Here is a 23,470-nt window from a genome sequence, read left to right on the forward strand (position 1 = left end):
GGCAAGTTTGGGAGGGAATCCATGCTTGCATGAGATCCCGGCCAGGCTTGCGCATGGAGTGAGCGCCAGCATATGAGCAAAACAGCGGCGGAAGCCGCAGTAGAGCCCCGTAAGGGGCGTGTTTTGCGAGTATGTATGCAGGCGCGTCTGAACTGTGGAGAAGAAAGGAGCGTCATGCACAAGTCAATTGATTTCCCAAACCTTGGAATTCACCTGTCCTCAGTTGGAGACCACATTACTTTATTTGGGTTTGATATCACTTTTTACGGTATCCTCATTGCCTGCGGAATTCTGGCAGGCTTTTTTTAACGGTCCGGGAAGCGAAACGTACGGAACAGAATCCAGAAGACTACTATGATCTTTCCATCTTTGCGGTTATTTTCTCGATCATTGGAGCCAGGCTTTATTATGTTATCTTTTCCTGGGACATCTATAAAGATGATTGGAAGAGTATTTTCCAGATCCGGGAAGGAGGTCTTGCCATCTATGGCGGGATCATCGCGGCGGTTCTTACGGTGCTTGTGTTTGCTAAAGTGAAAGGACTGTCCGCGCCGTTGATCTTTGATACGGCGGGCCTTGGACTTGCGGCGGGACAAGCGATCGGCCGCTGGGGGAATTTCTTCAATCGGGAAGCCTTCGGAGAGTATACGGATGGTCTGCTGGCCATGAGGCTGCCGATAGATGCGGTCCGGGGAAGTGATATTTCAAAGCTTATGCGGGAACATATTGAGAACGTTGACGGAGTCGCCTATATCCAGGCCCATCCAACGTTTCTCTACGAATCCCTTTGGTGTGTGATGGTATTGGCTGTAATGCTGATTTACCGGAGATATAAGAAGTTTGACGGAGAAGTCTTCTTGATCTATCTGATGGGATACGGGATCGGAAGATTCTGGATCGAAGGTCTTCGGACAGACCAGCTCCTGATTCCGGGGACCAGCCTCGCGGTCTCTCAGATTCTGGCGGGAGTGACGGCTTTGGCGGCGCTGGGATTGATTGTGTGGAAGAGGAAGAGAGTGAAAGAAGAGTACGCGTCCGGCCGATACTAATTTTATAAAAAATTAAAAAAGAGACGATCTTGTGAGACCCAGACGGTTTAAAATGGAAGGGATTGCAAGAGAGTCTTTTTTTTGTCTGTTTATATGGAAAAAGAATAAAAAAGATCAAGACAAAAATTTTGAAAAATGTCTGTAAATTATCTTGTCAAATAATTAACGATATGATATCATTCCTAGTATAGTGAAAAATTTAACAGAAGAAAGGAATAGGTGAACTATGAGCAGCAAGATTACGATTATTGGCGCAGGAAGTGTTGGAGCTACGATAGCTTATAAGCTGTCAGGGGAAGATATCGCATCTGAGATCGTCCTGATCGACATTAATAAGGACAAGGTCGAGGGTGAGGTCATGGACATCAAGCAGGGGACCTGCTTCCGTAATCCGGTATCTATCATTGCGGGAGAATATGAAGACGCGGTCGGATCTGATATTGTGATCATCACATCTGGTATTGCGAGGAAACCTGGACAGACCAGGATCGAGCTTACCCAGACTAATGTGAATATCATCAAACAGATCACGCCTCAGATCGTGAAAGCGGCGCCTAACGCGATCTATATTATTGTCAGCAACCCCGTAGATATTCTGACCTATGTGTTTACCAAGATTTCGGGTCTCCCAGAGAACCAGATCATTGGTTCTGGAACTGTTTTGGATACGGCCAGGCTGCGTTATGGCCTGTCTGAACATTTTCATGTGGCTCAGAAGAATATCCATGCGTATGTGTATGGGGAACATGGGGATTCTTCTTTTGTTCCGTGGTCCAGCGCGGACATTGCCAGTATGAATCTGGATGCGTACTATGAGGCGATGGCCGACAAGGTAGGCATAGAAAAATTGGATAAAGACGCTATGGAAGAATATGTGCATAAGTCTGGCGGACAGGTGATCGCTAAAAAGGGAGCAACGTTCTATGCTGTTTCAGTAGCGGTCTGTGAGCTTTGTAATCTTGTGCTCGCCGCTTCGGATTCTGTAACTACCGTTTCCAGTATGATGCACGGAGAATACGGGATTGAAGATGTGGCCTTAAGTACATTGACTCTGGTAGGGCCTAAAGGAGTACAGGGCAGGATACCGGTGCGGCTGACGGACGAAGAGGTGGAAAAGCTTCGGAACAGCGCAAATGTATTAAAAGATGTGATCGCTCAGATTGAGATCTAAGAAGAGGGATAAGGAGGAACCAATATGAGATACAGTTATTATCCCGGCTGTACCTTGAAAAATAAAGCGGAGGCTCTGGATTCTTATGCCAGAGCTTCCGCCCAGGCTCTGGGATTTGAGCTGGAGGAGATCAAGGAATGGCAGTGCTGCGGCGGCGTGTATCCCCTGGGGACAGATGAGATCGCAACGAAGCTTGCTTCCGTCCGGGCGCTAAACGACGCGAAAGAAAAAGGCCAGGATCTGGTCACTTTATGTTCCGCCTGTCATCATGTGATCAAGAGAGTCAACGATGATATGCGCAACGTAGAAGAGATCCGCACCAAGGCCAACAACTATATGGCGGGAGAACTGGCAGAACCCTATCAGGGTGAGACGAAAGTCCTGCATTTCCTGGAGGTGCTCCGGGACGAGATTGGATTTGACGTTCTGAAAGAAAAGGTGGTGCATCCACTGGAAGGAAAGAAGATCGGCGCTTATTACGGATGTCTGCTTTTGAGACCGGGAAAGATCCTGGCATTTGACGATCCGGAGAATCCTAAGATCATGGAAGATTTTATACGGGCGATCGGAGCAGAGCCGGTAATCTATCCATACAGGAATGAGTGCTGCGGCGGTTACATATCGCTGAAAGAAAAAGATATGGCAAAAGAGATGTGCAGAAAGATTGGGGACAGCGCGGAAGGATTCGGCGCGGATATGCTGATCACCGCCTGTCCTCTCTGTATGTATAATCTGAATAAAAATCTGGAAGAGGATCTGCCGGTTTATTATTTTACAGAACTTCTGGCAGAGGCCCTGGGAGTGAAAGACGAGGTGAAAAAGCAGTGAAAGACCAGAAAAAACAAGCAGAGCTGATCCAGGAGATCAGCGGCGTGAATCCGCTGAAATGTATGAAATGCGGCAAATGCTCCGCTACCTGTCCGTCCTATAACGAGATGGATATCAAGCCTCATCAGTTTGTTTCTTATGTGATCAATGAAGATATCGAGTCACTGGTGCAGTCTAGGTCTTTGTGGAAATGTCTTTCCTGCTTTGCCTGCGTGCAGCGGTGTCCCAGGGATGTAAAACCGGGCAAGCTGATCGATGCGGCAAGACAGATCGTAGAACGGGAAAAAGGCGGGGACTACCTGACCCCGGATGAAATCCCGGAACTGTTAGATCCGGAAACCCCGCAGCAGCTCTTAGTCAGCGCGTTCAGAAGATACAGGAGGTGATAGAAGGTGCTTAGGATCGGAGTATTCGTCTGTCATTGCGGTACCAATATCGCGGCAACGGTAGACGTAAAGAAAGTAGTAGAAATGGCCCTCCATGAGCCGGGCGTGGTTCATGCGGAGGATTATCAATATATGTGTTCAGAGGCCGGTCAGGAGAAGATCCGGGAGGCGATCCAGGAGAAGAACTTAAGCGGCATCGTAGTTTGTTCCTGTTCTCCCAGGATGCACGAGACCACCTTCCGGAACGCGGCGGAAAGAGCAGGGTTAAATCCCTATATGGTAGAGATCGCCAATATCCGGGAGCACTGTTCCTGGATCCACAAGGATATGGAAGAGGCTACGGAAAAAGCGGTGATCCTTATGCGGGCGGCGGTAGCGAAAGTAAACTTAAACACTCCGCTGAAACCAGGGGAGAGCCGGGTGACCAAACGGGCTCTGGTGATCGGAGGCGGGATCGCGGGGATCCAGACTGCTTTGGACATTGCGGATGCGGGATATCCGGTAGATATTGTGGAGAAAACCCCCAGCATCGGAGGAAGGATGTCCCAGCTTGACAAGACCTTCCCCACCCTGGACTGTTCCGCCTGTATCCTGACGCCGAAGATGGTAGAGGCAAACGCACATCCCAATATCAATATCTATACATACAGCGAAGTAGAGAAAGTATCCGGATTTGTGGGAGATTTCACGGTGGATATCCGCAAGAAGGCGAGAAGTGTGGATATGTCCAAGTGTACCGGATGCGGGGTATGCCAGGAGAAATGTCCAAGCAAAAAGACGCCCAGCGAGTTTAACCGGGGCCTGAACAACCGCAGCGCCATTTATACGCCGTTTGCCCAGGCCATTCCCAATGTCCCGGTGATCGACCGGGAGGCCTGCATCAAATTTAAGACGGGGAAATGCGGCGTCTGCTCCAAGGTGTGCCAGGCCGGCGCTATCGACTATGAACAGGAAGACGAGATCATTACAGAGAAGTACGGCGCTATTGTAGTGGCCACCGGATTCGATATGATCAAGCTGGATGATTATGACGAGTACGCTTACAGCCAGAGCAAAGACGTGATCACATCCCTGGAGCTGGAGCGGATCATGAACGCGGCGGGCCCAACAGGAGGCCATCTGGAGCGGCTTTCCGATGGAAAGGCACCCAAGGAGATCGTATTTGTCCAGTGCGTAGGAAGCCGGTGCGCGGACCACAGAGGAAAGAGCTACTGCTCTAAGATCTGCTGTATGTATACGGCAAAGCACGCTATGCTGATCCGGGACAAATACCCGGATGTCCATGTGACCGTATTCTACATTGATGTGCGGACCCCAGGCAAGAACTTTGACGAGTTCTATCGCCGGGCAGTGGAAGAATACGGGGTAGATTATATCAAAGGCCAGGTGGGAAAAGTCATTCCGCAGCCGGATGGGAAACTCTTGGTACAGGGAGCGGACCTGCTGGATAATAAACAGATCCTAAAAGAAGCAGATATGGTAGTGCTGGCGGCGGCCATTGAGCCAAATCCAGACGTACGGAAGATCGCTACCATGCTGACGGCAAGTATTGATACCAATAATTTCCTGACGGAAGCCCACGCAAAACTCCGTCCGGTGGAATCTCCCACAGCGGGTGTTTTCCTTTCCGGCGTATGCCAGGGGCCAAAGGACATTCCTGAGACGGTATCCCAGGCAGGAGCGGCGGCGGTGAAAGCCATCGGGCTTCTGGCCAAAGATAAGCTTTTGACCAACCCATGTACGGCACATTCCGATGAATTGCTGTGCAACGGCTGTTCCCAGTGCGCGAATGTATGCCCCTATGGAGCCATCACCTACGAAGAAAAAGAGGTGAACGATCATGGAATCCGGGAGGTAAGGAGACTGGCGGTGGTCAACGACGCGCTCTGCCAGGGCTGCGGCGCTTGTACCGTTACCTGTCCGTCTGGCGCTATGGACCTGCAGGGATTCTCAAATAGACAGATTCTAGCGGAGGTGGATGCGATATGTCGATAGAAGCAAAAGAAGAATTTAGACCGAAGATCGTGGCGTTCTGCTGCAACTGGTGCAGTTACGCAGGCGCGGACTTAGCAGGAAGCAGCCGTCTGTCTTATTCCGCCGATGTGAAGATCATCCGGGTTCCCTGTTCCTGCCGTGTGAATCCCATGTTTATCTTAAGGGCTTTTGAGCGGGGAGCGGATGGAGTGATCATCTGCGGGTGTCATCCGGGAGACTGTCACTATACCTCCGGAAACTATTACGCAAGGAGAAGGATGACGCTGTTGTTCTCCATGCTGGATTATATCGGCGTGGAAAGCGGACGGACTCGCGTGGAGTGGGTATCTGCGGCGGAAGGAGTGAAATTCTCCCAGACCATGCATGAATTTGTAGAGAAGATTCAGTCTCTTGGGAAAAACGTAAGATTGGAGGATTTGAGATGCAGGAGTTAATAAACCGCGCGAAAGAACTTCTGGCAGACGGGCAAGTGGCCAGAGTGCTGGGATGGAAAGCCGGCGACCTGCCTTATAATCCAGAACCAGCTTATTTTGAGAAGGAAGAAGACTTTGCGGATTTTGTATACAATGGATTCTGCGGAGCGAATCTAAGTAAATATATGATCGAGGCGTCCAAGCTGGAGGGAAAGACTCTGGTGTGTTTAAAGCCTTGCGATACTTACAGTTTCCAGCAGCTTATGAAGGAGCACCGGGTAGACCGGGAGAAAGCCTATATCATCGGTGTGGGCTGTAAAGGGAAACTGGACATTGAGAAGATCCGCGGGATGGGAATCAAAGGAATCCAGGACATCCAGGGAGCAGAGCTTGAAGATGAGGCAAAAGACCTGACGATCCAGACCCTTTACGGGGAGAAGACCTGTACCTATCAGGAGGCTATGCTGGAGCGGTGTCACGTCTGTAAAGGCAAGGACCATATGATCTATGATGAGATCATAGGAGAGTCCAAAGAGACTACAGACGGAGACCGTTTCGCGGAGGTGGAGAAGATCGAGGCCATGAGCCCGGAAGAGAAATTCGCCTTCTTCCAGAAGGAGCTTAGCAAATGTATCCGGTGCAACGCCTGCCGGAATGTCTGCCCGGCCTGCAGCTGCCGCAAATGTGTCTTTGACAGCAATAAATTTGACAGCGCCCAGAAAGCCAACGTGGATTCTTTTGAGGAAAAGATGTTCCACATCATCCGGGCTTTCCATGTGGCGGGAAGATGTACAGACTGCGGAGAATGCAGCAGAGTATGTCCCCAGGGGATTCCCCTTCATTTGTTTAACCGGAAGTTTATCAAAGATATCGATGAACTCTACGGAGAATACCAGGCGGGCGCCGATCTTGAGGAAAAAGGCCCCCTGACCAGTTACCAATTTGACGATGCAGAGCCTGGAATCGTGGCGGAAAGGAGATAGCGTATGTACAAGATCAAGAAAGAAAATTTACCCTCCTTATTTCAGAAGATCGCCGCGGCCCAGGAATTGTACCTGCCGTTAAAAAGCGCGGGACAGGTGAATTTCGGCCCTTGGAGCGAGGAAGGGCAGGTGGACCTGGAGACGCTGAAAAGCGTAAAGTCCCCAAAAGACGTGTTCTTTCCCCAGAGTGAGAACCTATACACCTGTATCCGGAATGGAAAGAAGATCACGGTAGAGCCGGAGGCGTTAAAAGAACAGGATTTTGTGGTGTTTGGCATGAAAGCCTGCGATATCAAGGGAGTAGAAGTGCTGGACCGGGTATTTTTATCGGATCCCATCGATACCTTTTACGCGGCCAGGAGAGACCATGGGACGATCGTAGCTATGGCCTGCCGGGAACCGGAAGAGACCTGCTTCTGCAAGGTGTTTGGCATTGACGCGGCGGATCCCACGGCAGATGTGGTGACCTGGATGACCGGGGATACCCTGTACTGGAAGCCGGAGACGGAAAAGGGAGAGGCTCTGACGGATCTGGCGGCGGATCTTCTGGAGAAGCTGGAAGGAGCGGAAGAAACGAAAGCCAAAGCCCAGGTGGAAGAAGAACAGCAGAAGATCCGGAATATCATTGATAAACTTCCTTATTCCCATCTTTCGCTGGAAGGCTGGAATGGGGACGTGCTGATGGAGAAATTTGAGTCTCCTTTGTGGGAAGAGCTGTATAAACCCTGCCTGGCCTGCGGGACCTGCACCTTTGTCTGCCCCACCTGCCAGTGTTATGACATCAAAGATTATGATACCGGACATGGCGTGCAGAGATACCGCTGCTGGGATTCCTGCATGTATTCGGATTTTACCATGATGGCTCACGGAAATAACCGGACCACTCAGAAAGAGCGGTTCCGCCAGCGGTTTATGCACAAGCTGGTGTATTTTCCGGCCAATAATGACGGGATGTACTCCTGCGTAGGCTGCGGCCGATGCGTGGAGAAATGTCCGGCAGCCTTGAACATCGTAAAGGTTGTGAAAGCATTTCAGGAAGAGGAGGCGTAAGAGGCATGTGTGAATGTACCTGTCATAAAAATTATGAGTTAGACACCTTGATCCCCAAGGTGGGGGTCATTACAGATATCCGGGAGGAAACGCCGGATGTAAAGACCTTCCGGGTCAACGCGCCGGAGGGAGGCAAATTATTTGAACATATGCCGGGCCAATGCGCCATGTTATGCGCGCCTGGGATCAGCGAGGGCATGTTCTCCATCACATCTTCTCCGACTAACCAGGAGTATCAGGAGTTCAGCATCAAGAAATGCGGGATGCTGACAGACTACCTCCACAGTCTGGAAGTGGGAGACGAGATCACAGTCCGGGGACCTTACGGCAATCATTTCCCGGTAGAAGATAAGCTGTTGGGCAAGAATCTTCTGTTTATCGCCGGAGGGATCGGACTTGCGCCTCTGCGTTCCGTGATCAATTATGTGCTGGATAACCGGGAGAAGTACGGCAGCGTGGATATTGTCTACGGATCCCGTTCCGCCGAGGATCTGGTCCAGCTGAAAGAGATCCAGGAAGTATGGATGAAAAAAGAAGGCGTAAATGTCTACCTGACTATTGACCGGGAGGAAGAAGGATGGGACGGCCATGTGGGATTCGTGCCCAACTATGTGAAAGAGCTTGGATTTGACGTGAATAAGACGGCTTTGGTGTGCGGTCCTCCGATCATGATCAAGTTTACGCTGGCGGGCCTGGAAGAACTTGGTTTTTCCAAAGAACAGGTGTATACCACCCTGGAACTGCGGATGAAGTGCGGCGTTGGGAAATGCGGAAGATGCAATATCGGATCAAAATATGTGTGCAAAGACGGCCCTGTGTTCCGCTGCGATGAAGTAGATGAAATGCCGGATGAATACTAAAGTACTAACGCAGTGTCCGGGCGGCTTCAGATGGCGCTGCGAGGGAAATGGGCCAGCTTTATAGACATGTGAAACTTAACCGAGACGGAGCGTAAGCGGAATCGAGGTTGGGTGGACAGAAGTGACAGAAGTTTGGTGCGCTGCACCAGGAAAGGAACAAACACTCATGGAAAAGATGGTAAATGTATATTTTTTCGGAAAGAAATACACCGTACCCGCTGACCTGACCATCATGACAGCGATGGAGTACGCCGGGTACACCTTGAAGAGAGGCTGCGGATGCCGCCACGGATTCTGCGGCGCCTGTGCCACGATCTATAGGATCAAGGGGAAGAATGAGCTGAAGACCGGCCTGTCCTGCCAGACCCAGGTGGAGGAAGGCATGTACGTGGCCAGTATTCCTTATTTCCCTACAGACAAGCGGACCTATGAGATTGATGAGATCCGCCCGGAGCAGCGGGTGATGATGGAACTGTATCCGGAGATCTACAGCTGTATTGGCTGCAATGCCTGTACGAAAGCCTGTCCGCAGGATCTGAATGTGATGCAGTATATCGCTTACGCCCAGCGTGGGGAATTTGAGAAATGCGCGGAGGAATCCTTTGACTGTATCGGCTGCGGATGCTGTTCTGTCCGGTGTCCGGCTGGAATCTCCCATCCGATGGTAGGCGTTCTGGCAAGAAGACTGACAGGAAAATACATCGCGCCGGAAGCGGAGCATCTCAAGAAGCGGGTGGAGGAGATCCACGAGGGAGCCTATGACAGCCTGATCGAACAGATCATGGAAAAGCCGATCGAAGAGATGCAGGAGCTTTATAACACAAGAGAGATTGAGAAATAGGAGGGACGACCATGTTTACACCAGAAATGATGGAATCTGTGAAAAAAGTCGAGGCTACCAGAGCGGAACGGATGAAGACAGAGCCAAGGCGGATGACGGCAGAGGAAAAGGATGTCCTTCTGAAAGAATTCCACCCAGATTACCGGCAGGAGGCATTTAAAGAGATCAAGATCGGTCCCAACAAAGGACAGAAAGCGCCGGAAGAGCTGGTGCATTACTTGCATTCCAACAGCCGGCTTTTGAAAGACCAGGTAGATCTTACCAAGATTGATTATGATGTAGACGTATTGGTGATCGGCGGAGGCGGAGCAGGAGCCTCAGCAGCCATCGAGGCCCATGAGGCCGGAGCGGACGTGATGATCGTGACCAAGCTGCGGATCGGGGATGCCAACACCATGATGGCGGAAGGCGGAATCCAGGCGGCGGATAAGGAAAACGACTCGCCGGTACAGCACTACTTGGATGCCTTTGGCGGCGGACATTTCGCGGCTAGGCCGGAATTGCTGCGCAAACTGGTGATGGAGGCGCCGGATGCGATCCAGTGGCTGAATGATCTGGGCGTTATGTTTGATAAAGACGAAGACGGAAGGATGATCACCATCCACGGGGGAGGAACTTCCAGGAAGCGGATGCATGCCTGCAAAGATTATTCCGGGGCGGAGATCATGCGGACTCTTCGGGATGAAGTATTAAACCGGAAGATTCCGGTAGCGGAGTTTACAGCGGCAGTGGAGCTTTTGAAAGATGAGAAAGGCCAGGTAGCCGGAGCGGTGCTCCAGAATGTGGAGACCGATGATTATCTGGTGGCAAGAGCCAAGACCGTGGTGATCGCCACAGGGGGCGCGGGCCGGATGCACTATCAGAATTTCCCAACCTCGAACCACTATGGAGCCACGGCCGACGGACTGATCCTGGGATACCGGGCAGGAGTGCCCCTTCTCTACCAGGATACCATCCAGTATCATCCTACGGGAGTAGCATTCCCCTCCCAGATCTTTGGCGCGCTGGTAACAGAGAAGGTCCGTTCTCTGGGAGCTATGCTGGTAAATGTGGATGGGGAAGCTTTCATGCATCCGTTGGAGACCCGCGATGTGTCATCCGCCTCTATTATCCGGGAATGTACGGCCAGAGGCAAAGGCGTGACAACCCCGATAGGAAGCGGCGTGTGGCTGGATACGCCTATGATCGAGATGATCGGCGGCGAGGGGACCATTGAGAAACGGATCCCGGCTATGCTCCGTATGTATATGCGGTATGATATTGATATGCGGAAAGTTCCGATCCTGGTCTATCCGACGCTGCATTACCAGAACGGCGGTCTGGAGATCAATGGAGATGGATTCACCAAGACCATCGATAATCTTCTGGTAGCAGGAGAAGCGGTGGGAGGAATCCACGGAAGAAACCGTCTTATGGGGAACTCTCTTCTGGATATCATCGTGTTCGGCCGCAACGCGGGGAAAAAAGCGGCGGCGAAAGCAAAAGACGTGCAGCTTGGGACTATGAACCTGGACCATATTGAAACTTACGCGGAAGAACTGAAGGCAGCCGGGCTGGACACAGGAGATGTTTCTCCGCTTCTGCTTCCTCATTACGCAAGACATGAGAGATGATCTGTGAATAGTAACAAAAACGTGACTGACAACAAAGCGTATCCGGCGGGATTGCGAAGGTCCCTTGGGATACGCGGGGCGGAAGAAGACAGAAGGGAAGGGATGAGGGAGTGGGAATCATAACCTGGTTTCAGGAAAGTATATTGGGAAATACGTTAATGATCGTATTTCTGGTGGCATTTATCGGGTATCTGGCGGGAAGCATCAAGATCCGCGGCGTAGAGCTGGGAACGGCGGGCGTCCTGCTGATAGCCCTGGTATTTGGCCATTTTGGATTTGAAGTACCAGATCTGGTGCGGGAGCTGGGATTGATCTGTTTTGTGACGAGCGTAGGATTTATCGCCGGACCTAAGTTTTTCCGTAATTTTAAACTGAACGCAAAATCCTATATTTTGCTGGGAGTTATCATTATTGCGGCGGGAGCGCTGACTACAGTGGCTATTATAGAATTTGCCGGCGTGCCCTCCGACATCAGCGTGGGTATGATGTCGGGAGCGCTGACCAGTACGCCTGGGCTTGCGGCGGCCATTGACGCCACCGGGTCGTCAAACGCTTCGGTAGGATATGGCATTGCCTATCCCTTTGGCGTGGTGGGCGTGGTGCTGTTTGTCCAGCTTGTTCCCAAGTTTTTGAAGACAGATATGGCGGCGGAGCGGGCCAGGTTTGAGGCGGCTCAGAATGTGGGAGATGAAGAGTTCCATAAGACAAAGAAGGAAGAATTGTTTTACGCGGACAGTATGGGATTTTTCCCCTTTGCGCTGGCCATTGTGCTGGGGATCATTCTGGCGAATATTGTGATCCCCCTTCCCGGCGGAGCGGAATTCTCTCTGGGCACATCCGGCGGGCCGCTGATCGCGGGCCTGATCCTGGGGCATTTTGGGAAAGTCGGAAAATTAAGTATGAAAGTAGAAAAACATGTGTTAGAATGTCTTCGGGAATTTGGACTGGCTTTGTTTTTGATCGGAGCCGGCGTACAGGCCGGAGCCGGATTTGTTGAGATCCTGCGGGAAGAAGGACTGGTACTGTTTATCTATGGAGCGCTTATTACACTGATACCAATGCTTATCGGGTATTTCTTTGCGGCAAAAGTATTGAGACTAAGTCTGTTCAACACATTAGGATCTATCTGCGGCGGGATGACCAGTACGCCGGCGCTGGGAACCCTGATCCGGGTGACCGAGACCGACGATGTGGCAAGCGCTTATGCGGCTACATATCCCGTGGCCCTGGTATTCGTAGTATTAGCCTGCCAGTTTATTGGGATATTCCTGTAACAGTTCAGCCATACATGGAGCGTGAGCGAGGATCATGCTTGCATGATCATGCGAGCGGTCCTATGTATGGAGTGAGCGCCGGACGAATGAGCAAAGGGCGGCGAAAGCCGCCGGAAGCGCCGGAAGGCGCAACTTTGTGAATGCGGAGGGAGGCGCATCTGAGCTGTTGAGTATGCGCCTTTGCGAATGCCATGAGGTGCTGAATAATTAAGATGTGAAAGGAAAAAGAAAGGAGTGAATATATATGCGTGAAATCAATGTGAGCGCGCTGACGGATGTGATCGAGCGGCTCTGTATCGAAGCCAACAATCATCTTCCGGAAGATGTGAAATGCGCGATCCAGAACTGCCGTTCTCAAGAAGACGGTGAAATCGCCAAAGGAGTTCTGGATAACATTATCGAGAACTATGAGATCGCGGATGCGGAAAATGTTCCGATTTGCCAGGATACAGGAATGGCCTGTGTATTTCTGGAAATCGGACAGGACGTACACCTGACAGGCGGAGATTTAAGAGAAGCGGTAGACGAAGGAGTCCGCCGGGGATATGACAAAGGTTATCTGCGCAAATCTGTAGTGGGAGATCCGGTCCGCCGGGGAAATACAGGAGATAACACGCCGGCTATGCTTTACACAGAGATCGTTCCCGGCGAACAGATCAAAGTGACGGTGGGACCAAAAGGATTCGGAAGTGAGAATATGAGCCAGATCCGTATGTTTAAACCGTCTGCCGGTCTGCAGGGGATCAAAGATTTTATCCTGGAAGTAGTGGAGACGGCAGGTCCCAACCCATGTCCGCCCATGGTGGTAGGAGTAGGGATCGGAGGCACTTTTGACAAATGCGCCTTGCTTGCCAAGAAAGCTCTGATGCGGCCCTTAGATTCCTCCAATCCGGATCTGTTTTACGCAGATCTGGAGAAAGAAATGCTGGAGAAGATCAATGAACTGGGGATCGGACCGCAGGGATTTGGCGGAAAGACCACGGCGATCGGTCTGAACATAGAGACACTGCCCACTCATATTGCGGGAATGCCCTGCGCGGTCAACATCAACTGTCATGTGACGCGCCACAAATCGGAGGTGATATAAATGGCAAGAAAGATTACCTTACCCCTTACAGAAGAATTAGCCAAAACCCTTCACGCGGGAGACCAGGTACTCCTTACAGGGACCATCTATACCTCAAGAGATGCCGGGCATAAACGGATGTGCGAGGCGCTGGCAAAGGGAGAAGAACTGCCCTTTGATCCAACAGACGCCACCATCTACTATGTAGGACCAACACCGGCGAAACCAGGACAGGTGATCGGAAGCGCCGGGCCCACCACCAGCGGCCGGATGGACGCCTACGCGCCTACCATGATGTCCGTGGGAGCTAGAGGCATGATCGGCAAAGGCGCCCGCCTTCCAGAAGTGGTCGAAGCCATGAAAAAGTACAGCGGCGTATACTTTGGAGCTATTGGCGGCGCGGGAGCGCTGCTGGCCAAATGCATCAAGAAAGCAGAACTGGTGGCTTATGAAGACCTGGGAGCGGAAGCCCTGCGCAGGCTGTATGTAGAAGACATGCCGCTGGTAGTCATCATCGACAGCGAAGGAAACAATCTGTACGAAGAAGGCAGAAAAGCCTATCTGGCGGAGAAATAGTCAATTTGGGACGTAGTAAAATGCAAAAAGGCTACGTCCCAAATTGCGTTTTGCCCTGTACCCAAATGACGGCTTGCCAGAAAAATGCTTCTGCTCTATAATATTCTGTGAGTATGAATCTACGGGAAAATGGAGGAATTTAGGATGTATATCAGTGAGATCACAACAACGGTGCCGGAGGATGTGAAGGAACGTGCTCCCCTGGAACAGGAGGTTTACAAGGTGTTCCAGAAATTGGGGATCCCGTTTGAGCGGGTAGACAATGACCCGGCGGCGTCTATGGAGGAATGTGCGGAAATTGGTGAAGTGCTGCAGGCGCCGGTGCGCAAGGATGTGTTCCTGTGCAATCGGAAGAAAACAACTTTCTTCCTGCTTCTGATGCCGGACGATAAGGCTTTTGATACGTCTTCTTTCAGTAAAAAGATGGGAGTTTCCCGTATGTCTTTCGCCTCTCCGGAACATATGATGGAGTATATCGGATGTACGCCTGGATCGGCCAGTGTGGTAGGGCTTTTGAATGATCAGGACGACTATGTGCAGCTTATTATCGATAAAGAGGTGGCGGAAGCAGAGTGGTTTGTATGTAACACAGGGATCAATACCACCCATTTGAAATTCAAAACCCAGGATCTTTTGAAGAAATTTCTGCCCTACACCCATCACAGACCACGGATCGTGGATCTGTAAAAGGAGTAAAACGTATGTATCAGATTCTCATTGTGGAGGATGATCCTGGTTTAAATCAAGGCGTGGCGCTGGCATTAAAGGAAGGAGGCACTGCGTTCTTCCAGGCATATACAATAGAGGAGGCCCGGACTGTCTGGCGCAGGGAGCAGATCGATATGGTGCTCCTGGATGTGAACCTGCCAGACGGAAGCGGGTATGGGTTCTTAAGAGAGATCCGGCAGAACTCGCAGATCCCTGTGCTGCTTCTGACAGCGAATGATCTGGAGACAGACGAAGTGACGGGATTTGCCCTGGGAGCGGATGATTATATCACAAAGCCTTTCAGCCTGATGGCGCTGCGGGCCAGAGTGGAACGAATGCGCACGCGCATCCAAGTGGAAACGGCCGCAGTGGGGGAAGAAGTGTACACGGACAGCCGGTACAAGTTTCTTTTTACGAAGATGCAGTTCTGGGTGGATGATCAAGAGATAGAGTTTAGCAAGACAGAACAGAAACTCCTTCGCTGCCTGGTGCGGCATCCGGGACAGATCCAGTCCAGAGAAGGACTGACGGAAATGATCTGGCCGGAAGGGACCGGGTATGTAGATGAGAATGCTTTGAGCGTGGCGGTGAACCGGCTACGCCGGAAGCTGGAGGGACGGCAGAAACGCTGCCCCATCCAGACGGTCTATGGCATTGGATATGTATGGGAAAAGAATCCGGGCAGGAAGGATACGGGAGAAAGCGTATGATACAGATCGGAGCAGGAAAAACCATGAAGCGGCTGGACGAGATGCTCACCAGCGCCATGGACGGGAACTTTGAGGAATCCCGGTTTGACGAGACTGAGCTTTCCCGCCTGGAAAGCCGTTGGAAACAGTATGTGACTTCGACGCAGAAGGATGTGGAACAGATCAGGAAAGAACGGGAAAATATGCGTTCCCTGGTTTCTGATATCGCCCACCAGACCCGCACGCCTCTTGCGAATATTCTCCTGTATGCTGGGCTTTTGGCGGAAAAGGCAGAAGGAGAAGAGGAAAGATTTTTGGCAGAGCAGATCCTGTCCCACACGGGAAAGCTGGAATTTTTGATCCAGTCCCTGGTCAAAATGTCCCGTTTAGAGTCGAATATGCTGGAAGTCGTGCCAAGACAACAGAGACTGGAACCTTTGTTGGAGGATGTGATCGCTGCCTTTCAGGCAAAAGCAGCCAAGAAAGAGATCCATTTAGCGTGTGAGGAGCAGCCGGACGTTATCTGTGCCTATGACCGGAAATGGACGGGAGAAGCCTTGGGAAATATTTTAGATAACGCAGTCAAGTATTCCCCTTCTGGCAGCAGGATCCAGATACGGGTCCGTGTCTTTGAATTCTACGTCTGTATTGAAGTGGAAGATGAAGGCATAGGAATCCGGGAGGAGGAGCGGGCTCAGATTTTTGGCAGGTTTTATCGGGGCAAACAGGTGCAGCAGGACGATGGTGTGGGAGTAGGACTCTATCTGGCGCGGGAGATTCTGGCGCGGGAAAACGGTTATATCAAAGTCCGTTCCACGGAAGGGGAAGGCAGTGTGTTTGGCCTGTATCTGCCTCGGAGAGATTCCGGCCAAAACAGATCTTAATACGGCTGCAAGAATCTTTCGATACTGTTAGATTTGGGAAAGACTCTGGAAAGATTCGTCTGATAAGATGGTCTTATAGAAAATTTTTCTATAAGGCCATTTTTTCAGAAGGAGGAAAAAGATATGAGTATCTTAAGGACTAGACAATTGAAAAAATACTACGGAAGCGGTGATACTCTTGTTAAGGCCCTGGATGGAGTGGACCTGTCTGTAGAACAGGGAGAATTTCTTGCAGTAGTGGGAACCTCCGGAAGCGGGAAATCTACATTGCTCCATATGCTGGGCGGTCTGGACTATCCCACAGCCGGGAAAGTGGAAGTGGATGGAAAGGATATTTCCAGTTTAAAAGAAGAACAGCTTACTATTTTCCGGCGGCGGAAGATCGGATTTGTATTCCAGAGCTATAACCTGGTGCCGGTTTTGAATGTTTATGAAAATATCGTACTTCCGGTGGAACTGGATGGCAACAAGGTGGATCGGGAATACGTAGAGGAGATCATCGAGATCCTGGGGCTGAAGGAAAAGACGTTCAGCCTGCCTTCCCAGCTTTCCGGCGGACAGCAGCAGTGGGTAGCCATCGCCAGGGCACTGGCATCAAAGCCTGCGATCCTGCTGGCAGATGAACCAACGGGGAATCTGGATTCTGTCACCAGCCAAGATGTGCTGAGCCTTCTTAAAGTGACCAGCAGCCGGTTTGGCCAGACGGTGGTCATGATCACCCACAACGATGAGATCGCGCAGATGGCAGACCGGATCATACGGATCGAGGACGGAAAGATCCGCGGCATGGCAGTTGGACAGGAAGGCCAGGCAGACAAAGGCGGTGAGAGCCATGCGTAAGGTGAAAAACAAGAAGGCTATCCGCAATCTGGCTGATAAAAGTTTCCGCGCCAGCCGGATCAGAAATGTGATCGCCGTGATCGCCATCGCCCTGACTTCTATGCTGTTTACCACGCTTTTTACCATAGGAATCGGGACTATGGAGAATTTTCAGCAGCAGACCATGCGTCAGTCAGGAGGAGACAGCCACGGTGTGATCAAGGACCTGATGCCGCAGGAATATGAGGATCTAAAAGACCATCCGCTGATCGAAGAATCTGCGCCCTGCCGGATCCTGGCAGACGGGATCAACAACCAGGAATTCTTGAAGCGTCATGTGGAACTCTGGTATATGCCGGAATATCACTATGAGCACTGGTTCCTGGAGATCAAAGAGGGAAGGGCCCCAAAGGAAGCAGATGAAGCGCTGGTGGATGAGACGACCCTGGAACTTCTTGGACTGCCCCAGAAGACGGGGCAGGAGTTCACGCTGGAAATACAGCTTGGCCAGGGTGAACCAAAGATCGTAGAGAGGACCTTTACTGTATCCGGGATCCTGAAGGCAAATTCCGTGTTGAATACAGGATTTACGGTGGTGTCCGAAGCTTATCTTACGGCTCATGCTGACGAAGTTTCTGCATTTGAAAAAGGAACGGGAGAGACGAGGGTAGGAGCGATCCAGATGGACGTCAATTTTTCTAACTCCTTTGGAATCCAGAAGAAGCTGAACCAAGTGATTACGGAAAGCGGATACTCTGTGAAGGAGAGCAGTCCCGATTACCTTGCGAGCAATGTCAATTGGGCCTATATTTCCGATGGAGCAGAAAGCGATCCTCTGACTATGGGGGCGGTAGCGGGAGGGCTGCTCCTGATCCTGCTGACCGGATATCTGATCATCTATAATGTGTTCCAAATCTCGGTGATCCGGGATATCCAATATTATGGTCTTTTGAAGACCATTGGAACTACTGGGCGCCAGATCAGGCGGATCGTGGGACGCCAGGCCTGGAAGCTGGCGGTGCTTGGAATTCCCCTGGGTCTGCTCTTTGGATTTTTCATAGGGAAATGGATCGTGCCGTTGGTAGTGGAACGGACCTCCTATGCGGGAGGCAAGGTGGAAGTATCTCTTAACCCGCTGATCTTCCTGGGGGCTATTTTGTTCACTTTGGCGACGGTATGGATCTCTACCCGGAAACCAGCCAGGATGGCCGGAAAGGTATCGCCTATCGAGGCGGTGCGCTATACGGAAGGAAGCGGCGGACCCAAAAAGGAAAAACGGAGTACTGACGGCGGAAAGATCTGGCGGATGGCTCTTTCGAATCTGGGACGGAGCAAGGGAAGAACCGCCATCGTTATCCTATCCCTGTCTCTGGCGGTTATTCTGCTGAACAGTGTGTTCTCTGTAACCAGCTCTATCAGTATGGATCAGTATTTGAAGAAATTTGTGATCTCGGACTTTGTGATCGCCAATGCCCAGTACTTTAATTACGAGTATTACGCCAGTTCAGAGGAGGATATTCCGGAGATCAAACTCAGCGAGTCTTTCATTGAGGCTTGTGAATCCCAGGATGGATTTGAACAGGGAGGCCGTCTCTACATGACCAACCGGATCGGACTGGACAAGGAGACGTATCAACCGACGGAGCATGTACTGGTGGATGAGAACGGGGATTTTTACCGGATGTACGGAGCGGATAAAGAATTTTATCTGCAGAATGAGAATGGAAGCTTTAGGAGCTCTTTCTATGGTCTGGAGGATTATCCCCTGGGGAAGATCGAAGTCTATGAGGGAGAGACGGATCTGGACCAGATCAAAGAGAAGCTGGCTACCGGGAAATACCTTTTGGCAGGCGTGGAAACGGACGACAATGATCAGGTGTATGAAGAGGAAGTCCGTTATCATGCGGGGGACCATGTGACTTTAGTGACAGAAGAAGGGGAAAAACGAGAGTTTGAGATTCTTTCCCTCATTAAGGAAAATTACTATGGATTGACCAACCGGATCGGAGCCAATTTTGCCTTCTACACCACGGCGGAGGTGTTCCAGGAAATGGAATCCGCAGATTTCCTGATGAGTTATGAATTCGATGTGGAAGACGATAAGGAGATAGAGTTTGCCCAGTTTATCGAAAACTATACGGCGACCCAGGAACCTTTGATGCACTATGAGTCTAAACAGAAATGGCTGCAGGAGTTCAACGGGCTGATCGGCCTGATCACACTGGTCGGCGGCGTCCTTACCACGGTAGTAGGCATCATTGGAGTATTAAACTTTGTGAATTCTATCTTGACTGGGATTGTGACCAGAAAGAGGGAACTTGCCATGCTGGAGGCGATTGGCATGACCAAAAGGCAGTTGGTGCGGATGCTTATGCTGGAAGGATTGTATTACACGGGACTTACGATTTTGGTTTCGCTTGCGGCAGGGTGCCTGTTCTCGTTGACATTGGTGAAAAGCCTGGCAGAGGGAATATGGTTTATGGAATATCATTTCGTGCTGTGGCCTATGCTGCTGGTATTCCCGATTTTGATCATTTTAGGGGCGCTGATCCCCTACCTTGCTTATCTGCCGCAGCGCAGGGTAAGCCTGGTAGAAGAGATTCGAAGAAGTGAGTAGCAGGACTTTTGTCCATTACTGTTCCTGCTTTTCCATCTCCTCCAGCGCATATTCACAAGCCTGGACAACAAAACTGGAAAAAGTAACTTCTTGATTTTCAATTGCTTTTTCAATTTCTTTAACTAAGGGAAGCGGAAAACGGATGGTTTTGTTTTCCGTTTCCTTTTTGCTGGACTTTAACTGAAATGCCATCATGATACCTTACGCCTGCTCTTTAGCCGAAAAAGATCAGGCGCTTTTCCTTTCTTAAAATTAATAACCCAAATCTCTATTACGATATAAGTGAAAAATAGAAAAATAGTTTTCTGATAAATGTGTATTGCAGAATTATATAATAAATATAATACAGAATGGGAAAGAAATGCAATGCTAAATGAAGGAGGCTTAGTTTAGTTTCCCTTATTGACATTAAATCTTACATATGTAATAATTTGTAGAAGAAATTTTGCAATAAGATTTAAAGGAAGAAAAGCCATGTTTTGGAGAAAGATAAAAGGAATTTGGACAAAAAGCGGAAAGAAAGAGAGAAGATTTGGCCTGGGTATTTCTGTACTGTTGTTGATCTTAGTTATGATCTTGATCTATGTGATGTGCAGGGAGACGCCAGATAAGGCCGCAGATTTGGAGAAGGACAGCAGCGCTGGGAAGACGGACAAGCAAGTGGAAAAGGAACAGGAAGAGCAGTGGGATAAAGGCTATGATCTTCCGATCCAGCAATCCGTTCGGGAAGAAGCACAGGAGGATTGTCTGGAAGCCATGGACATGATTTCTGGTCTTTACAGACAAGTGGAAAAAGAAGAAAATTCGGATGTGGTGCTGTCTGCGGAAGTTCTGGGGAATATGCAGCAAGAACTGGGGAAGAAGGGCTGTCCTGTCATTACATCGGATGAATACTGCAATATGCTGCATTATGAAAAAATGGATCAGTTTTTGAAAAGCTGTGCAGAAGGAGAAAAAGGCTCCATTGTCATGTATGATCTGTCTGGCAGCGGAGGGGTGGGAAGAAAGGAATTTACCTTTGACGGCAGCGATATGTATGTTCTGTCTGCTGCAGGTTCCTGGAATCTGTCCGGCGACGCTGCCGTATCCTATGTGTCCTGTACCCGGATCGATCAATGGGAGTATACGGAGAAAGGCTGGTTTGGCTACGAACTGTGTGTTCCTGAACCGCCGGAAGTGACAGAGATCATGGATGGAAATGAGATGGTGCGGGTGCTGCCCCTTTCGGAAGCGTGCAGGGAAATGTCAAGGAAATATGTGTATCCTCTGTGCTATAAAGGAAACAATCTGCTTCGTTCCAACTGGAATGAGGAAAATCTGGAAGTGATAGACTATTCTGGCGTTTATGAATATTTCTATGGAATGAAATATGGCCGTCAGGTAGATCCGGCAGTCTGCACCAATGGAATTCCGGCAGAAGAGTTTGAGTCTGTGATCATGGAATATCTTCCGGTCACACAAGAACAGCTAAGAGAGTGGGCGGTATTTGACGGGGAGACGCAGACCTACGGATGGACCGGCCTTGGATATAATAACTCGGACCTTTCTGACTTTGGCGCTTCCGTGCCAGAGGTGGTGGACATCCGGGAAAATGAAGACGGAACGATGGTGCTGACGGTAGATGCTGTCTGCGAATCGAATCGCTGTGTGGATGCTTTGATCACCCATGAACTGACAATAAAAGTGGAAGAGGATGGAAGTTTTCAGTATCTTGGGAATCAGGTTCTGGGGGACGGCCTTGAGAGAATCCCGGAATATCCGTATCGGCTGGGAAGTCAGACGTAAATAAGCAGCAAAATAGGAGAGGCAGCCGCCTCTCCTATTTCCAGATTCCCAGGTCATTTAAAAGGGACAGTGTGATCTCAGCAGAATGACTGCCGGTGGCATTGGAGTCTGCCTGGATATTTGTGGCGAAAAAATAGGTATTATCTTTCTGCTCTACAAAACCGACAAACCAGCCGCTGATATCTTTCCCGTCGATCCGTCCGGTGCCTGTCTTGCCGTACAGGGTTCCGGCCAAAGAGGAAGAAAGGCAGAGACTATCTTTTACTGCCTGTATATTTTCAGGCGAAAAGCGAAACGTATTTCTATAGAGAGCAGTCAAAAGCTCTACCTGCTCGATGGGCGAGATCTTCAGAGAAGACTCCATCCAGTAGGAGGAGAGGCTGCCGGCGATTGCCTCATTTCCATATCCGATCTTCTGAAGATATGCCTGCAGGGTATCTCTGCCAAGCTGGGCGTCCAGCGTCTGGAAATACCAGTTTACAGAACCAGATATAGCGGTCTGCAAGGTTTGATCCTGGTTCCAGGCTTGGAACGCGTAATCTTGGTGATCCCAGGCAAGCCGGGAGTCTTCTGGAGTGATGACCTGCTCTTCTAAGGCGAAGAGAGCGTCATAAATCTTGTAGGTGGAATTAGGCGCTGCCCGCGCGAGGGCCTGATCCATGTTGCAGATCTGCCAGTGATCCTGGTTCAGGTCATAGAGGACGAAGGTTCCTTCATAATGATCCTGGTTCTTTTCATTATTTCCAAAATAGCTGGGAAGCTCTAAATAGGAAATATTTTTTCCAGAAGAGTTCCACCGATAGGTTTCCGTTTCCATGGCATAAGAAGATAATGCCGGGGTGACGGCCAGGCAGAGGGCAGCAGTCAGAGAAAATGCAAGGATGCTTTTCAGGGTCTTCGTAAGGGAGGGCTTCTGATAGGTGGCGATGTTCAGGATGCGGCGCCGTATCTGGGTTGTATTTCCTCCAAGTCCTGTAGAGAAAGGAAAGGAGTTAAGGGAAACTTTTTCCGCGAAATTGATCAGAGTGTACCCGTAGTCCTGGTAGGAAGACGGATCCAGCATTTCCAGAACAGAGGTGTCGCAGGCAATCTCCCGGTCGGCGCGCAGCGCTTTCAGGGCGAGATGGACCAGGGGATTAAACCAGTAAAGCAGCCGGACGGCAATCATCATATAATTGGATATATTGTCTTTATGCCGGTAATGCTGCAGTTCGTGGAGCAGGATATACCGGATTTCCGCAAGATCATGATCGGAGATCAAATGGATCGGAAGATAGATGCAGGGATGAAACAGCCCTGTGATCACCGGCGACTCTAAAAAGGCGGTACTATATACAGGGATATCCCTGGAGATCCGCATTTCTTTCAGACAGCTTTGGTACAGCTTCTGGATCTCCTGGTTTTGAAGCGGCAGGGCAGATCTCTGGATCCGGCGAAAACGAAGCCAGGACCAGATCATACCAAAGAGCACCGCGGCGATACCGAGGATCCAGAGGCAAAAGAGGACCTTGCCAATCTGGTCCGGCGCGCTGCCGCTGACAGAAACGGCAAAATCATTCATCCAGTCAGCAGCCGTCCCAGTGGAAAAGAGGACCTCTGTGCCGCCGGCTGTCTGTCCGGCATGATATACCTGGCCATTTTGAAAATCTGTAAACCAGGAAAGAAGTGAAAATGCCGGGTCAAACCGGACCGGGAGAAATGGGATCAGGAAAAGCCCAAAAAGCAGAAACCACAGATGGTACTGGGTTCTGCTGGTCAGACTCTTTCTCAACAGCTTTTTTATTCCAAACAGGATTCCGATCATGCCGCTGATCCACAGATTGCAGATCAGAAAATGGATGATAAATTGAGTCATTGCCGCGC

Annotated in this window: 21 protein-coding genes and 1 pseudogene; 20 read left to right on the forward strand and 2 right to left on the reverse strand. The window is 50.4% G+C overall.

Annotation, left to right across the window (positions count from 1 at the left end):
• Positions 1 to 174: 174 nt before the first annotated feature.
• From lgt to FND36_05680, 19 genes and pseudogenes are all read left to right on the forward strand, one after another.
• Positions 175 to 1,049: pseudogene (lgt, locus tag FND36_05590) on the forward strand (prolipoprotein diacylglyceryl transferase).
• A 226-nt stretch (positions 1,050 to 1,275) separates the two neighbouring features.
• Positions 1,276 to 2,220: an L-lactate dehydrogenase gene (locus FND36_05595; GenBank protein QDW73559.1), complete on the forward strand. Its 945-nt coding sequence runs from the start codon at positions 1,276 to 1,278 to the stop codon at positions 2,218 to 2,220.
• Positions 2,221 to 2,244: 24 nt separating this feature from the next.
• Positions 2,245 to 3,048, forward strand: coding sequence for a disulfide reductase (locus FND36_05600; protein ID QDW73560.1), 804 nt, complete (start codon positions 2,245 to 2,247; stop codon positions 3,046 to 3,048).
• Positions 3,045 to 3,434 (forward strand): 4Fe-4S dicluster domain-containing protein, encoded by a 390-nt coding sequence (locus FND36_05605; GenBank protein QDW73561.1) that lies wholly within the window; start codon positions 3,045 to 3,047, stop codon positions 3,432 to 3,434. The genes FND36_05600 and FND36_05605 overlap by 4 nt, the downstream gene beginning before the upstream one ends.
• Positions 3,435 to 3,440: 6 nt before the next feature.
• Positions 3,441 to 5,429: a CoB--CoM heterodisulfide reductase iron-sulfur subunit A family protein gene (locus FND36_05610; GenBank protein QDW73562.1), complete on the forward strand. Its 1,989-nt coding sequence runs from the start codon at positions 3,441 to 3,443 to the stop codon at positions 5,427 to 5,429.
• Positions 5,420 to 5,863, forward strand: coding sequence for a hydrogenase iron-sulfur subunit (locus tag FND36_05615; GenBank protein QDW73563.1), 444 nt, complete (start codon positions 5,420 to 5,422; stop codon positions 5,861 to 5,863). Before FND36_05610 ends, FND36_05615 begins: the two co-directional genes overlap by 10 nt.
• Complete coding sequence (locus tag FND36_05620; GenBank protein QDW73564.1) at positions 5,851 to 6,825, forward strand: 4Fe-4S ferredoxin; 975 nt, start codon at positions 5,851 to 5,853, stop codon at positions 6,823 to 6,825. The genes FND36_05615 and FND36_05620 overlap by 13 nt, the downstream gene beginning before the upstream one ends.
• 3 nt (positions 6,826 to 6,828) lie before the next feature.
• Positions 6,829 to 7,875, forward strand: a complete 1,047-nt coding sequence (locus tag FND36_05625; protein ID QDW73565.1) for a 4Fe-4S ferredoxin — start codon at positions 6,829 to 6,831, stop codon at positions 7,873 to 7,875.
• A gap of 5 nt (positions 7,876 to 7,880) precedes the next feature.
• Positions 7,881 to 8,735 (forward strand): hydrogenase, encoded by an 855-nt coding sequence (locus tag FND36_05630; GenBank protein QDW73566.1) that lies wholly within the window; start codon positions 7,881 to 7,883, stop codon positions 8,733 to 8,735.
• A 166-nt stretch (positions 8,736 to 8,901) separates the two neighbouring features.
• Positions 8,902 to 9,576, forward strand: coding sequence for a 4Fe-4S dicluster domain-containing protein (locus FND36_05635; protein ID QDW73567.1), 675 nt, complete (start codon positions 8,902 to 8,904; stop codon positions 9,574 to 9,576).
• Between the two features lie 11 nt (positions 9,577 to 9,587).
• Complete coding sequence (locus FND36_05640; protein ID QDW73568.1) at positions 9,588 to 11,189, forward strand: FAD-dependent oxidoreductase; 1,602 nt, start codon at positions 9,588 to 9,590, stop codon at positions 11,187 to 11,189.
• A gap of 158 nt (positions 11,190 to 11,347) precedes the next feature.
• Positions 11,348 to 12,463 (forward strand): permease, encoded by a 1,116-nt coding sequence (locus FND36_05645; GenBank protein QDW75545.1) that lies wholly within the window; start codon positions 11,348 to 11,350, stop codon positions 12,461 to 12,463.
• A 244-nt stretch (positions 12,464 to 12,707) separates the two neighbouring features.
• Positions 12,708 to 13,550 carry a fumarate hydratase gene (locus FND36_05650; GenBank protein QDW73569.1) on the forward strand — a complete coding sequence of 281 codons (843 nt, stop codon included), beginning with the start codon at positions 12,708 to 12,710 and terminating at the stop codon, positions 13,548 to 13,550.
• Positions 13,551 to 14,105 (forward strand): Fe-S-containing hydro-lyase, encoded by a 555-nt coding sequence (locus FND36_05655; GenBank protein QDW73570.1) that lies wholly within the window; start codon positions 13,551 to 13,553, stop codon positions 14,103 to 14,105.
• Positions 14,106 to 14,249: 144 nt separating this feature from the next.
• Positions 14,250 to 14,792 (forward strand): prolyl-tRNA synthetase associated domain-containing protein, encoded by a 543-nt coding sequence (locus FND36_05660; GenBank protein QDW73571.1) that lies wholly within the window; start codon positions 14,250 to 14,252, stop codon positions 14,790 to 14,792.
• Positions 14,793 to 14,806: 14 nt separating this feature from the next.
• Positions 14,807 to 15,523, forward strand: a complete 717-nt coding sequence (locus tag FND36_05665; protein QDW73572.1) for a response regulator transcription factor — start codon at positions 14,807 to 14,809, stop codon at positions 15,521 to 15,523.
• Positions 15,520 to 16,386 carry a HAMP domain-containing histidine kinase gene (locus FND36_05670; GenBank protein QDW73573.1) on the forward strand — a complete coding sequence of 289 codons (867 nt, stop codon included), beginning with the start codon at positions 15,520 to 15,522 and terminating at the stop codon, positions 16,384 to 16,386. Before FND36_05665 ends, FND36_05670 begins: the two co-directional genes overlap by 4 nt.
• Positions 16,387 to 16,509: 123 nt before the next feature.
• Positions 16,510 to 17,226: an ABC transporter ATP-binding protein gene (locus FND36_05675; protein QDW73574.1), complete on the forward strand. Its 717-nt coding sequence runs from the start codon at positions 16,510 to 16,512 to the stop codon at positions 17,224 to 17,226.
• Entirely contained in the window at positions 17,219 to 19,822 is a 2,604-nt protein-coding gene (locus FND36_05680) for an FtsX-like permease family protein (protein ID QDW73575.1), read from the forward strand. Before FND36_05675 ends, FND36_05680 begins: the two co-directional genes overlap by 8 nt.
• A 15-nt stretch (positions 19,823 to 19,837) precedes the next feature.
• On the opposite strand, the gene FND36_05685 is transcribed toward FND36_05680, so the two are convergent.
• Entirely contained in the window at positions 19,838 to 20,014 is a 177-nt protein-coding gene (locus FND36_05685; protein QDW75546.1) for a hypothetical protein, read from the reverse strand.
• A 378-nt stretch (positions 20,015 to 20,392) separates the two neighbouring features.
• Here FND36_05685 and FND36_05690 point away from each other — a divergent pair, with 378 nt between their 5' ends.
• Positions 20,393 to 21,607, forward strand: a complete 1,215-nt coding sequence (locus FND36_05690; GenBank protein ID QDW75547.1) for a hypothetical protein — start codon at positions 20,393 to 20,395, stop codon at positions 21,605 to 21,607.
• Positions 21,608 to 21,641: 34 nt separating this feature from the next.
• Here the strand turns inward: FND36_05690 and blaR1 are convergent, their stop codons facing one another.
• Positions 21,642 to 23,462, reverse strand: coding sequence for a BlaR1 family beta-lactam sensor/signal transducer (blaR1, locus tag FND36_05695; GenBank protein QDW73576.1), 1,821 nt, complete (start codon positions 23,460 to 23,462; stop codon positions 21,642 to 21,644).
• Positions 23,463 to 23,470: the final 8 nt, after the last annotated feature.

This window comes from Lachnospiraceae bacterium KGMB03038, from assembly GCA_007361935.1.
Classification (GTDB): domain Bacteria; phylum Bacillota; class Clostridia; order Lachnospirales; family Lachnospiraceae; genus Massilistercora.